The organism is Limnobacter sp. (genome assembly GCF_036846585.1).
Lineage (GTDB): Bacteria > Pseudomonadota > Gammaproteobacteria > Burkholderiales > Burkholderiaceae_B > Limnobacter.
Genome location: NZ_DAIUBR010000051.1, coordinates 1 through 12,154 on the forward strand (window position 1 = coordinate 1; position 12,154 = coordinate 12,154).

Genomic DNA, 12,154 nt, shown 5'->3' on the forward strand with positions numbered 1-12,154 from the left:
CTTGTGTCCCACCAGCCATCGTGTTGCATTCCGCGAGGTGCTTGAATAAAGCGTTCGCAGAAAACATCAAAGTCAGCGTCTGAATAATTGTGGCTGAATATCATTCGACCCGAACCCACCCAGCTCAACATCACACCCGCCTGCAACAGGTAAAACTGAAGTATCCAGTTGTAGCGCGATGGTTTGTTGTACAGAATTGTAAAAATAGAAGTCATGTTCTGCACTTCAACCGGCAATTCAAGTTCAAGCAGCCGTTTGTTCAAAGCGGCCCGGCGTGTGTTCCACGCAGTATCCACGGTCTGGTACATACGTTCTGTTTCAACGCTGTCAATATGCTTTAAAAACAGGTTCATGGTTTGCATCACATAGGGGTGCGAATTAAAGGTGCCCCGTGCAAAGCAAATGTCTGCCGGTTTGTTGTTGCGGTAGCGCTTCATCAACTCCGCTTTGCCGCACAACACGCCCACAGGCAAGCCGCCGCCCAGTGTTTTGCCGTAGGTCACCATGTCGGCACGAACGCCGAAATAATCTTGCGCACCGCCTTTGGCCAGGCGGAAGCCCAGAAACACCTCGTCAAGAATCAGCACGATGCCGTTTTCCGTGCACACCTGTCGAAGCTGTTTTAACCATTGGGTATAAGCCTCTTTGTCGTAACCCGCCTTGCGACCGCTGCTGATCAATGCGGAATCACCCGGCGCATTGGTGTTTGGGTGCAAGGCCTGCAGCGGGTTCACCAGCACGCAGGCAATGTCTTTTCGAGTGGCCAGCACATGCAGGGTGCGTTGGCTCATTTCCTGTAGCGTCAATGTTCTGTCGGCGCTCACCGGGTTGCCAATGCCGGGCTGCACATCGCCCCACCAGCCATGGTAGGCACCGGCAAAACGTACTATGCGTTGGCGACCCGTGTGGTATTGCGCAAGGCGAACGGCCTGCATTACGGCCTCGGTACCGCTCATGTGGTAGGAAATTTCGTCTTGCCCCGCAAGTGCCAGAATTCTGCGCGTGTTGTCCAGCACTACCGGGTGGTAGGGGCCAAGCACCGGGCCAAGCGAATCCATGTCCATTGTTGCCTGGCGAATAAAGCTTTTGTAGGTGTCGTAGCCCAGCAGGTTGGTGCCGTAGGAACCTGTTACATCAATGTATTCATTGCCATCAATATCCCACAGGCGTACACCTTCGGACTTGCTGAAAAACAGGGCGGGCAACAGGTGCTGATTGACCATGTCCCGAAACTGGAATGGCACCCTGTATTTGTGTGTGAACTGTGCGTCTGAAATATTGGCAATGGCTTGTTCCAGCAAACATTTGCCCTGGGGGGCGCGGTTTGTTAAATCGGCAGACAGGCGATGAAACCCCTCCCGGCGTTTGTTCGCAACCAGGTCGCTGACTTCATCGCAATTGAAAAACGAATCTCCGTTCAGGCTGTAGTGCGGGATCAGTTTCGATACCCGTTTGGCCATGCGCACGTGGCCACTCAGCCCCGGGTGCTTGGCGCGCGACAATTGCAGCCGCCGGTGGGCCTTCAATACAAGGTAAGCACTGGCGCTGGCGCCAATCAACAAAGTCAGGTTGTCAAGGTTCATACACACTTCTGTCAAATTCAACAGGTATGTTGTACGCCATCTCGGTGACAGGCTGATTAAATTGTACAAAAACACACATGAAGGTTCAGAGTTACGGATGTCGCGGCTTCAAATGCAGGAAAGTGCCAATTTTATTTTGACGAATCGAATCCCCAGGCTGTTCAGTTCCTGGCTGATGGGCAAAATCAGCAAGATCAAAGCCCCTTTGTTTGCCCAGCCCGCGTTGTGGTTGTGGCGGCAGTGCGCCGAATTGAATTTGCACGAGGCGCAGAAGCAGCAGTTCGGTTCCATTCACGACTGTTTTACCCGGGCATTGAAACCCGATATGCGCCCAATTGCTGAACACGCACGTGGCACCAGCCCATGCGACGGTATTTTGGGTGCACATGGTTTGGTTGAGAACGGCAGCCTGTTGCAGGTGAAAGGCTTTTCATATGCCATCGAAGAGCTGTTGGTTGACCCCGACATGGCCATGAAATTTCATGGCCACCGGTACGTGACCATTCGAATTACCGCCAGCATGTACCACCGCATGCATTCGCCTCTTGATGGCGTGGTGGATCAAGTGGATTACATTCACGGCGACACCTGGAATGTGAACCCGGTCGCCTTGAAACGGGTGGAAAAACTGTTCTGCAAAAATGAGCGTGCGGTGCTGAGCGGCAAAACAGCGCAAGGCGAACCCTTTGCCATTGTGCCGGTGGCGGCCATTCTGGTCGCGGGCATACGCCTGCATTGCACAGGGCGTGTGTTCAACCAACATGACCGTGGCCCGCAGCGTGTGCGCACGCACACACCCATTCACAAAGGCGAAGAACTGGGCTGGTTCGAACATGGCTCAACCATTGTGCTGTTGGTGCCGCCGGGCTGGAATTTGGCGCAAGGTTTGGAAGAAGGCAGCCGTTTGTTCATGGGGCAAGCCCTGTTTGAATAATTCGGTTATTCTTGCGCCCTATGGACATATTGATCAGCGAAGAAAAGGGCGTTCGCCAACTCCATTTCGGCAGTGACTGGGTACAGGGCGCCATGCGCATTGCACGCCCGTACGCATTGGAGCTGGAATACACCCGCGAGATGATGGCGCCACTGCTGTTGAGCCCCGATGCGAACTGGCCGCGCAACGCCCTGTTTGTTGGTTTGGGGGTGGGTGCTTTGCCCAAGTTCTTGCACAAGCACAGGCCCAACTGCAAAATCACGGTGGTGGAAATTTCCCACGCGGTGGTTGCCGCCGCGCAAATGCATTTCAAGCTGCCGCAATTCACACCCAACTTTCAGGTGGTGGTGAATTGCGGTGCCGACTACATGGCAAACGCAGTGGCCACCAACGCCCGCCAATTCGATTTGATCATGGTCGATGGCTTCGATGGCAAAGCGAAAGTAGGGCCATTGAATTCGACCGCCTTTTATTTGAACTGCAAATCGCGTTTAAGTGAACAGGGCTATCTGGTTGCCAATTTGTTGAGCAACCAGAAAGATTCTGCGCAAAGCAGACAGCGCTTGCTGGATGCATTCGATGGGCATGCCGTGGCACTTGCACCGTGTGCCAGTGGCAATGTGATTGCACTGGCCCATGTGGGCGCAGGGCTCGACACCAGTCAAGCCGAGCTTCAGGCTCACTGCACTGCACTGAAAGAGGAAACGGGTCTGAATTTATCCAATACGGTAGCCAAACTTGTCGAGGCCACTCCCAAAGTTTAAATTGCATGCCTAAAATAGGATACAAATTAAACTTACAGAGAACGTGCGGCCATGCAAAACGATCAGCAATCCATCTGGTTTTCCATTCCCAATCTGGAGAACATGAATGCCATGTGCAAAAACACAGTGTGCGAAGCACTGGGCATTGAAATTACCGAAGTAGGTCACGATTTTATTCGCGGCACCATGCCTGCAGACACCCGCACATTCCAGCCTTTTGGATTGGTGCATGGCGGTGCCAACGTGGTGTTGGCAGAGACACTGGGCAGCATCGGTGCCAATATGCTGGTTGACAACAGCAAGTTTTATTGTGTGGGTCAAGAGGTCAATGCCAACCATTTGCGCGGAGTAAGAACTGGCAAGGTGACAGGAACTGCGAGTTTGTGGCATGCAGGCAAAACCTCGCAAGTGTGGAATATTGAACTGCACGACGACCATGGAAAGTTAAGCTGTATTTCCCGCTTGACCATGGCCGTGGTGCCTGTCCCCGGATCGAGATAAATCATGTCAAAAGTTACCGTGAAACAAGATAAAAACGTGCTTGGCGGGCCGTTGCTTGCCTGTTCCTATGCACCGCTTACCGGTTTTCTGCGCGATGGATGTTGCAGCACTGGCCCCAACGACTTGGGTCGCCATGTGGTGTGTGCAAAGGTTAGCGAAGAATTTCTGGAATTTCAATTGCGCATGGGCAACGATCTGATCAGCCCCCAGCCCCAATATCGTTTTGCGGGTTTGAAACCGGGCGACCGCTGGTGCGTGTGCGCCACACGCTGGATGGAAGCTTTTGAAGCAGGTGTTGCTCCACTGGTGTATCTTGAAGGCACCAATGAATCAGCACTGGAAATTGTTCCACTTGAAATTTTGCTGGAACATTCACTTGTCTAAAGGCGGTTGCGATGGTTAAAGAGCTTGCTTCCCAATGGTTGTCCGCGGCGCGTATCAGCCCCACGGCGCTGTATACGGGGCAAGTGTGGCAAGCCAATGGCCGTTCCATTCCAGAGTTGCAATCCCTCCCGGCCAGTGCACTGCACATGGCACTGGCACCTTCCATGTTTTTTTCCAGGAGTTTTGGTGGCCCCACGCTGGAAGACTTCCTGCTGGCTCGCCATGATTTGATAGACCATCACCTGACCGAATTGATCGAGTCGAAAAAGGTCACGCAAGTGATCGAAATTGCTGCTGGGCTTTCACCACGCGGCAGCCGTTTTGTAGAACGTTACGGCGACAGAATTACTTACATTGAAGCCGACCTGCCGGGCATGGTGGCGCAAAAGAAAAAGCTGCTGGCGCAACGCCTGCGTGTGTGCCCCAACCACCATGTGAAAGCGGTGGATGCTTTTGCAGATCGCGGTGCGCACAGCCTGGATGGCCTGGCCCGCTCGCTTGACCCCGGCAAGGGCCTGGCGATCATCACCGAGGGTTTGTTGAATTACTTCGATCGTGATTCAGTGCTTGATTTGTGGGCGCGTATTTCAAAAACCCTGTCGCAGTTCAAACACGGTGCTTATTTGTCAGACATTCATTTGCACGCCCAAAACGCCGATCCACTGGCGCAGGCTTTTGTCGCCGGACTGGGTATTTTTGTGCGGGGAAAAGTTTACCTGCACTTTGAAACGGCAGGGCATTTGCAATTGGCCATGGAAAACCTGGGGCTGGCCTGCCAGGTGCACACGCCCAGTGATTTTTCGAATCAAATTCCTGCCTGTGCCAGCAAAGGTGCCGACTTCTGTCGGGTACTGTTTGCGCGACCCGCCAGTGCTGTAAAGTAAGAAAATAAAAAGCACAATCAGGAGACATAATGCAATCGACTTTGTTGCGGGGCCTTCTTGCCTCGGCGATCTGTTTTGCGCTGGGTAGCGGTTCAGTTTTTGCCCAGGCTGGCAAAGTGAATGCACTGGGGGCCGAAATTGCGGGCAATGCTGCTGGCACCATTCCGCAATGGACGGGCGGCTTGACAAAGGCACCCGCCGGTTTTGATCCGAAGAAAGGATACGCAGACCCATTCGCATCGGAAAAGCCTCTGTTTGTGATCACCCAAAGCAACCTGGCGGAACACGAGAAGTTGTTGCCGCCGGGGCAAATTGCGCTTCTCAAACGTTATTCCACTTACAGTATCCCGGTTTACAAAACACATCGAACCGCAACTTTTTCGCCCGCCATGATGAGCAGCATTGAAAAAGAAGCTGGCAAACCCGTGCTTGCTCATGGTGGCTTGACGGTTGAAGGTGTTCAGTCCACCAGCGTGCCGTTTCCCGAACCCAAAAGCGGTATCGAAGCCGTGTGGAATACCTTGTTGCGCAGGCCTGCCCAAACTTTGCGTTCCCACACAGCGGGCTTTGTCGCGGGCAATGGCACCAAGCCCCTGGCGTTTGCCAGTAGCCAGACAATTGCATGGGCACCTGCCATTGGCAAGGCTGGCAGCAATTTGTTGTTCGCCCTGATCGGCGAATCGACCCGGCCATCAGCCCAGGCTGGCGAAGCCTTGCTGGTGCTGGACACCCTGAACTTCAAGGAAGACGCACGCAATGCCTGGATTGTGAATTCCGGCCAGCGCCGCGTGCTTCGGGCGCCTGAGCTGGTGCACGCCGCACCCGCCGGCAACACGGATGCATTGCGCACGGTTGACGACATTTACGGTTTCAACGGCTCGCCAGAAAGGTTCGAATGGAAGTTGTTGGGCAAAAAAGAAATGTACATTCCCTACAACAACTACAAACTTAGCGACAAAAGCCTGACGTACGACAACATGACAGTGGATGCTTTTTTGAAGCCAGAGCTGACGCGGTTCGAGCTGCATAGGGTCTGGGTAATTGAAGGCACCCTGAAACCGGGCGCGGACCACATCTATTCCAAACGCACCATGTACGTGGACGAAGACAGCTGGTATGTGGCGCTGATGGACCAGTACGACACCAAGGGCGATTTGTGGCGCGTCAAAATGCTGTACCTGATGCAAGCCTACGATGCCCCCGGTTTGTACACATCGGGTGAAGTGCAGCACGACCTGAATGCCAGAAAATCCGTGTTCAGTGCCTTTCAGAATGAAGAGCCACCCACCGAATTCAATGTACCGGTGCGTTCAGGCGATTTCACGCCGGCAGCCTTGCGCAAGTTGATGCGCTGAAATTTCCGCGGCATTGCGTTTGTGTACAATGTCGGCCAGGCAATCTGGCATTCTCTAGGAATTCACCCGCGCATGGCCAAGCAGGACAAACCAGACAATTCAAACGACAACACGCTTGATCGAATCAAGACCGGCGCACTGGAACGCAATGTGGCCTTGACACGCATGGGTGTTGGGGCGGGTGCCAAAATTGCAGGCCACACCGTGCGTAATTTTTTTCGCAGTGGCGAATCCAGAAACGAGGCCAACCGCAATTTTTACAAAGCACAAGCCAAAGAACTTGCCGATGAGTTGGGGCGCCTGAAGGGCAGTGTGATGAAAGCAGGGCAGATGTTGTCCCTGTACGGTCAGTATTTTTTGCCCGAAGAGGCTGTGGAGGTGCTTGCTACCCTTCAAGACAACACCCCTGCCGTAAGCTGGTCGTTTGTCGAGCCGCAATTAATCGATGCCTTGGGTGAACAAACCATTGCAAAGCTGGACATTCAGCGCAAGCCGATTGCCGCCGCATCGCTGGGGCAGGCGCATCTGGCCACCATCAAGGCCACCGGTGAACAGGTTGTGGTCAAAATTCAATACCCGGGTGTGGCCAGCGCAATTGACAGCGACATTCGCACCCTGTCCAGATTGGTTTACGCCACCCGCTTGGCCCCCAAGGCGCTTGATCTGAGCCATGTGTTCAGCGAACTGCGCGACATGCTGGCACGTGAGTGCGATTATGTGCAGGAACGCGAGTTCACGGAAACCTTTCATGCGCGTTTGTCTGGCGACTCACGATTTATCGTGCCCAAGGTGTACCCGCAGTTTTGCGCACAACGTGTGCTGACCACCCGTTACGAACCCGGGTACTCGGTTTCATCCAGAGAAGTTCAAGCCCTGTCGCAAAGCCGCCGCAATGTATTGGCCCAGGCGTTTGCTGAATTGTTCGTCACGGAGTTTTTCGATTGGAACCTTGTTCAAACCGATCCGCATTTTGGCAATTACCGGGTGCGCATTGACCCGCAGGGTGAAAACGACCAGATCGTGGTACTCGACTTTGGTGCAACCCGCTCTTTCCCGTCGGTGTTTGTGGAAAGTTATGCGCGAATTGTCAGGGGTTCATTGAATGCCAATCGCCGCGAGATTGCCCAAGGTGTGCTTGAAATCGGGCTGATGAATGACAGCACGCCGCAGGCCTTACTCGAAGGCTTTGGGGATTTGACGGAATTGATTGTGGAGCCTTTTCGCAAACCGTTTGATCCGCGCGTGCCAGAACGCCTGTACACGCCCGGCGGCGCGTATTGTTTTGGTGTAACCGACCTGCCAGCCAGGGTGGGGCAAACCGCAGCCTTGAAAATGATGAGCAAGCATTTCAAGATTCCCCCGCAGGAAATCATTTTCCTGCACCGCCGTATTGGCGGCGTGCTGGTGACCTTGCGCACTTTGCGTGCAGAGTTGCGCCTTCATGACTTGCTCACGCCTTATTTATCCTTGGACTGATTTCAGGTTCAGGCGATTGTCCGAAACTATCAAGAAAATCACTATTTATTCGTCCGAATGGGCGGAACCTTCGACTGTCTGCATACTCTAAATTCACGTTAATGGTTATTGCAGTGCTTATTGAGTTTCTTTATCGGATGAATAGGGGAATTTGTTTTGCCCGGCACAATTGGCTGTGGTGAAATGTGTGAGTTGTCCTAGACAAAAAGGCAGACAAATGGAAGCAGCTCAGGATTCAATCGGGGTGGTGGTTCTGGAGCCCAACAAGCAGTTGTTGGACAAACTGTGCAGTTGCGCCCAGCGTGTATGGGGAAAGTACGAGGTTTTGCCACGCCAAACAGGCAAGGAACTGGCGTTGGCCGCGCAAAACCTTACTGCAGGGCTGGTGATTGTTCGTGCCAGTTTTCAGCGTACTGGCGCATTGATCCAGAATACTTTGCTTGACATGTATGCAGTGGGCACACAAATACTGATTATTCAAGACACACCATTCAGGGTGTCGGAATCTGCCTGGGCCACTGTGGCAGGCATCCACTTCCTGTCTGACAGGGCAAACGACGATCAGCTTCATGACCTTTTGACCATGGCCTTGGTGCGCCATTGCATGCCACAATTGAACAAACTGATTTGACCTAGACAAAAACCAGGTCTGTCGATCGTAAAAACTCGGTGTTTTTACTTTAAATCTACCGTTTCGCCGTGTGCCAGCAGCTCAAATTCGTTTTTGGGCATGCTGTGTTTTTCAAGAGCTTTTTGCAAATCGCCAATAGGTTGATCCAACGGTTCATCGGTCAGTTCAAAGGTTCCCCAATGAATACCCATGGAGTGTTTCGATCCAACGTCTTTGTGAATTTGTACGGCCTCATCCGGGTTGATGTGCTGTGCCTTCATGAACCAGCGTGGTTCGTAAGCACCCACGGCAATCGCACTGAAATCAAAAGGCCCAAGCCGTGTGCCGATTTCGTCAAAATCCCTGCTGTAACCCGTGTCGCCCGAAAAGTAAAAATTAAGGTCGGGACTTTTCAGGGTCCATCCTCCCCACAATGATTTGTTGCGGTCTGTCAATGTGCGTGCAGACCAATGGTAGGCTGGCACGAAGGTTATTTCATTGTCGGCAATGGTGTGGGTTTCCCACCAGTCCAGTTCCTTCACGTGTTCAACCCCCCAGCCCTTAAGCAGTTCTTTCAGGCCCAAAGGAACCAGAAACAGTGTGTCTGGTTGCTGTTTGGCCAGTTTAATCACGGTGTTGTAGTCAAGGTGATCATAGTGGCTGTGGCTGATCACCACTACGTCAATTTTTGGAAGGTGTTCAACACGGGTGGGGGACTGCACTTTGCGCGCAGGCCCCATCCACTGAACCGGAAATGCACGCACTGAAAAATGTGGGTCAGTGAGCAAGGTGAAACCGTTGGTTCGCACCATCACCGTGGCGTGGCCAAGCCAGGTCGCAGTTTTGTTGGTGAAGCTGGCAAGCTGGCCTTTGTCAAACGGTTGCTGCGGAAAGTCTTTGTAATTTGCAATGAATTCACCGGGCGGTGGTGGCAGGTCCTTTCCATAGCGTTCCCGGTACCAGCGCAGCAGGTCGGAAAAAGGCTTGGACACCGTGGTGCCATCGGAATTCACGAACCCGTCGGGACGATGGTGAGGTTTGCTGGCATCAAAATGCCGGTTCGATGTGGCACACCCCTGGATGACAATCCCAAAAATAATACTGAATACGCCAGCTACAACATACTTCATGTGTCAACACGGTTTAATTAGAGTTCCTTCCACTGCGTTGCAAGGTAAATGGCAACTGGCAAGCCGAAGTAGAGCAAGCAAAGTACTCTGAAATGGTCCATTGATTCTACCGCAGCATGGCCGGGTTGATCCATGGCCACACCACCCAACTGGGAGGGATTGCCGTTAAACGCCAGATCAATCGTGGCGTTTGTTTCAAAGAAGGGCGCAATGAGTGCAGGCTCAAAAAAGAAAGCACAACTTAAAACCCACACGATGAAAAATATTGCAAATCGCTTGATGCTCATGCTGTTAACTCCTTTGTATGTATTATTGGTAAGCCCTTAAAACAACTGTACAATAAACACTGTAACTGTGTACAGTATTTTTATTCAGAATGTGGTTTTTGAAACGCAGTGCCGGTGGTGCTGAACAAAATCAAGCTGCTACAATCCATTTAGGTTTTTACAACAGCAGCAAGGAGTTTTATGCAGTCCCAGCGCATCACAATCAATTCCAAAGACAGCGGTCAATTCGGTGCATACCTGTCTTTACCGCCCACGGGCAAGGGTCCGGGCATTCTTCTGATTCAGGAAATTTTTGGCGTTAATCAGCACATTCGGGATGTGGCAGACCAATACGCCAGTGATGGCTTTGTGGTGTTGGCCCCAGATGTGTTCTGGCGGCAAGAGGCCGGTGTGGACATTGGTTACGACGACGAGGGCTTCAAGAAAGGTTTCGCCCTGATGCAGGGCCTGGATTTTCCCAAGGCCGTGGAAGATCTGTGCGTGGCCGCACACACTTTGAGGGCACTGCCCGAAGTAAGCGGGAAAGTATCCAGTCTGGGTTACTGCATGGGCGGTATGTTGTCTTATCTGGTAGGGACCACGAAAGGTGCGGTGGACGCGTCGGTCTGTTATTACGGTGGTGGCATTCACACTGCGCTGGACCGTGCGCCACAAGCCAATGTCCCGATGCTGATGCATTTCGCCGAGAAAGACGGCTTTATTCCCATGCAGGCTGTGGAACAGATCAAACAGGCATTTCAAAACAACAGCGCCGTGGAAATTCACACTTACCCCGATGTAGATCACGGCTTTAATTGTTGGGGGCGCCCCATGTACCAGCAAAAAGCAGCTGCGCTTGCACGGGGCCGTTCACTGGAATTCCTGTCGAGAACCATTTCATCTTGACCGACAGCGTCGATAAGCGGTCTTTAAAAGAGGCTTCACTGTACAAAGTGGCCTCTTTTGTTGTTTCTGATGCCTGGCAAAAGCGTCCTTTGCTGTGCGTGCTTTTTTTTATCGGTGTGCTTGCGTCGACTGTGTTCTGGACTCAGTTGGGTTCGTTGGCGTGGTTTGGCCAACTTATTTTGTTTGTGTCCACCGTGGCTTTGGCTTTCTATCTGGGCAGCGTGTTGACCCGCGCCTGGCTGGGTTTTCAGGTGAAGCAATCATTGATTGAATCAGGTGACGAAGACCCGGATCAACATGATATGGAGGGCAAAGAATTTTTCCAGTCCCTTGCCAAAACCGTTCATCGATTAAGCCAGCAACAGCGTGTGCTTTTGAATGGCTACGAGGAAGAAAAGCGCCGTTTGTTGAGTGTGGAAAGTTGCCTGAACGGGTTTGTTGTCGAGTTCACCGTGACCGCACACGGTCACCTCCACGTGAACAATGTGGACGGTTCGCTTGAGCGATTTTTCCCTGTGACCCGTGCCCAGTTCATCGCCGACTGGACTGCTGTGTTAAGGCACATTGACCCGAAGTACCACGTTGCACTTCGAACCTTGCTGTCACGTCCGGAAGCGTTTCCGAACCTCGAGTCCGTTGTGTTTTCTGAATTGCGGCGCAGCGGCGTCGAGCCCCGGTATTTTCAGTTGACTGTGCAGCGTGAGGCAAAACCTGCCGGTGTGTGCATGTACGCGTTGTGCCTTGATGTCAGCGACCTGGTTCACGCCAAAGAGCAGGCTGAAAGCGCAGACCGTGCAAAATCCGAATTTCTGGGGACCATCAGCCACGAATTGCGTACCCCTTTGAATGCCATCATCGGTTTTTCAAGGTTGCTCGAGGAGCAACTGAAAGATCCCGAATTGCGCAGCGACGTTCGCAATATTTCCAGCTCGGCAACAAGTCTTCACTTGATTTTAAGTGACGTACTTGAATATTCCCGCATTCAGGCCAAAGGATTGAAGCTGGATGTTTCGCCGTTCGATCTGGATGCCATGGTTCGTCAGGTTCATGCCCTGAACCAGAACCTTGCCATCAAGAAGAACATTGAGTTTTCGGTGGTCAACGATACCGAGGGACGATGTCTTGTATTCGGTGACGCCAATCGCCTGCGGCAGGTGATTCAGAACCTGCTGTCCAACGCGCTGAAGTTTACCGACACTGGTTATGTAAAACTGAAATTAAGCACCAGTGCACCAAGCCAGGGGCGGGTGGAGGTTTTTCTGGAGGTGGCTGACAGTGGAATCGGAATAAGTCAGCTTGTCATTCAGAAATTGTTTCAGCGGTTTAGCCAGGGCAGTCGCGAAATTAACCGACAATACGGC

13 protein-coding genes are annotated in these 12,154 nt (G+C 52.5%); 10 read left to right on the top strand and 3 right to left on the bottom strand.

Annotated features, from left to right (window positions below; genetic code table 11):
- Positions 1-1,583 (bottom strand): aminotransferase class III-fold pyridoxal phosphate-dependent enzyme (locus tag V7028_RS14765; RefSeq protein ID WP_334120845.1); only part of this gene is annotated, 1,583 nt, incomplete at its 3' end.
- Between the two features lie 97 nt (positions 1,584-1,680).
- Between V7028_RS14765 and asd the strand changes: the two genes are divergently transcribed.
- The 8 genes from asd to V7028_RS14805 all read left to right on the top strand — a co-directional run bounded on the left by asd (position 1,681) and on the right by V7028_RS14805 (position 8,512).
- The gene (asd, locus tag V7028_RS14770) at positions 1,681-2,517 is read left to right on the top strand and encodes an archaetidylserine decarboxylase (protein WP_334120846.1); all 837 of its coding nucleotides are present in this window, start codon (positions 1,681-1,683) and stop codon (positions 2,515-2,517) included.
- A gap of 20 nt (positions 2,518-2,537) precedes the next feature.
- Positions 2,538-3,281, top strand: a complete 744-nt coding sequence (locus tag V7028_RS14775) for a hypothetical protein (RefSeq protein ID WP_334120847.1) — start codon at positions 2,538-2,540, stop codon at positions 3,279-3,281.
- Positions 3,282-3,332: 51 nt separating this feature from the next.
- The gene (locus V7028_RS14780) at positions 3,333-3,782 is read left to right on the top strand and encodes a hotdog fold thioesterase (protein WP_334120848.1); all 450 of its coding nucleotides are present in this window, start codon (positions 3,333-3,335) and stop codon (positions 3,780-3,782) included.
- A gap of 3 nt (positions 3,783-3,785) precedes the next feature.
- Complete coding sequence (locus tag V7028_RS14785; protein ID WP_334120849.1) at positions 3,786-4,166, top strand: DUF2237 family protein; 381 nt, start codon at positions 3,786-3,788, stop codon at positions 4,164-4,166.
- Between the two features lie 11 nt (positions 4,167-4,177).
- Positions 4,178-5,050 carry a class I SAM-dependent methyltransferase gene (locus V7028_RS14790; RefSeq protein WP_334120850.1) on the top strand — a complete coding sequence of 291 codons (873 nt, stop codon included), beginning with the start codon at positions 4,178-4,180 and terminating at the stop codon, positions 5,048-5,050.
- A gap of 29 nt (positions 5,051-5,079) precedes the next feature.
- Positions 5,080-6,405 carry a DUF1329 domain-containing protein gene (locus V7028_RS14795; RefSeq protein ID WP_334120851.1) on the top strand — a complete coding sequence of 442 codons (1,326 nt, stop codon included), beginning with the start codon at positions 5,080-5,082 and terminating at the stop codon, positions 6,403-6,405.
- 72 nt (positions 6,406-6,477) lie between these two features.
- A complete protein-coding gene (locus V7028_RS14800; RefSeq protein WP_334120852.1) occupies positions 6,478-7,881 on the top strand; it encodes an ABC1 kinase family protein in 1,404 nt (467 codons plus the stop codon).
- 217 nt (positions 7,882-8,098) lie between these two features.
- Positions 8,099-8,512 carry a hypothetical protein gene (locus V7028_RS14805; RefSeq protein WP_334120853.1) on the top strand — a complete coding sequence of 138 codons (414 nt, stop codon included), beginning with the start codon at positions 8,099-8,101 and terminating at the stop codon, positions 8,510-8,512.
- 44 nt (positions 8,513-8,556) lie between these two features.
- On the opposite strand, the gene V7028_RS14810 is transcribed toward V7028_RS14805, so the two are convergent.
- Complete coding sequence (locus tag V7028_RS14810) at positions 8,557-9,621, bottom strand: MBL fold metallo-hydrolase (RefSeq protein WP_334120854.1); 1,065 nt, start codon at positions 9,619-9,621, stop codon at positions 8,557-8,559.
- A 17-nt stretch (positions 9,622-9,638) separates the two neighbouring features.
- Entirely contained in the window at positions 9,639-9,908 is a 270-nt protein-coding gene (locus V7028_RS14815; protein ID WP_334120855.1) for a hypothetical protein, read from the bottom strand.
- A 180-nt stretch (positions 9,909-10,088) separates the two neighbouring features.
- Here V7028_RS14815 and V7028_RS14820 point away from each other — a divergent pair, with 180 nt between their 5' ends.
- Both V7028_RS14820 and V7028_RS14825 read left to right on the top strand, forming a co-directional pair.
- Positions 10,089-10,793 (top strand): dienelactone hydrolase family protein, encoded by a 705-nt coding sequence (locus V7028_RS14820; RefSeq protein ID WP_334120856.1) that lies wholly within the window; start codon positions 10,089-10,091, stop codon positions 10,791-10,793.
- Positions 10,790-12,154: sensor histidine kinase (locus V7028_RS14825; protein ID WP_334120857.1), on the top strand; the 1,365-nt coding region annotated here is incomplete at its 3' end. The genes V7028_RS14820 and V7028_RS14825, both read left to right, overlap by 4 nt.

What these genes read in the sequence shown, in the direction of transcription:
- V7028_RS14805 (WP_334120853.1), top strand. Translation starts at nt 8,099, where the DNA reads ATGGAAGCAGCTCAGGATTCAATCGGGGTGGTGGTTCTGGAGCCCAAC.
- V7028_RS14780 (WP_334120848.1), top strand. Translation starts at nt 3,333, where the DNA reads ATGCAAAACGATCAGCAATCCATCTGGTTTTCCATTCCCAATCTGGAG.
- V7028_RS14820 (WP_334120856.1), top strand. Translation starts at nt 10,089, where the DNA reads ATGCAGTCCCAGCGCATCACAATCAATTCCAAAGACAGCGGTCAATTC.
- V7028_RS14810 (WP_334120854.1), bottom strand. Translation starts at nt 9,621, where the DNA reads ATGAAGTATGTTGTAGCTGGCGTATTCAGTATTATTTTTGGGATTGTC.
- V7028_RS14800 (WP_334120852.1), top strand. Translation starts at nt 6,478, where the DNA reads ATGGCCAAGCAGGACAAACCAGACAATTCAAACGACAACACGCTTGAT.
- V7028_RS14790 (WP_334120850.1), top strand. Translation starts at nt 4,178, where the DNA reads ATGGTTAAAGAGCTTGCTTCCCAATGGTTGTCCGCGGCGCGTATCAGC.
- asd (WP_334120846.1), top strand. Translation starts at nt 1,681, where the DNA reads ATGTCGCGGCTTCAAATGCAGGAAAGTGCCAATTTTATTTTGACGAAT.
- V7028_RS14795 (WP_334120851.1), top strand. Translation starts at nt 5,080, where the DNA reads ATGCAATCGACTTTGTTGCGGGGCCTTCTTGCCTCGGCGATCTGTTTT.
- V7028_RS14785 (WP_334120849.1), top strand. Translation starts at nt 3,786, where the DNA reads ATGTCAAAAGTTACCGTGAAACAAGATAAAAACGTGCTTGGCGGGCCG.
- V7028_RS14775 (WP_334120847.1), top strand. Translation starts at nt 2,538, where the DNA reads ATGGACATATTGATCAGCGAAGAAAAGGGCGTTCGCCAACTCCATTTC.
- V7028_RS14815 (WP_334120855.1), bottom strand. Translation starts at nt 9,908, where the DNA reads ATGAGCATCAAGCGATTTGCAATATTTTTCATCGTGTGGGTTTTAAGT.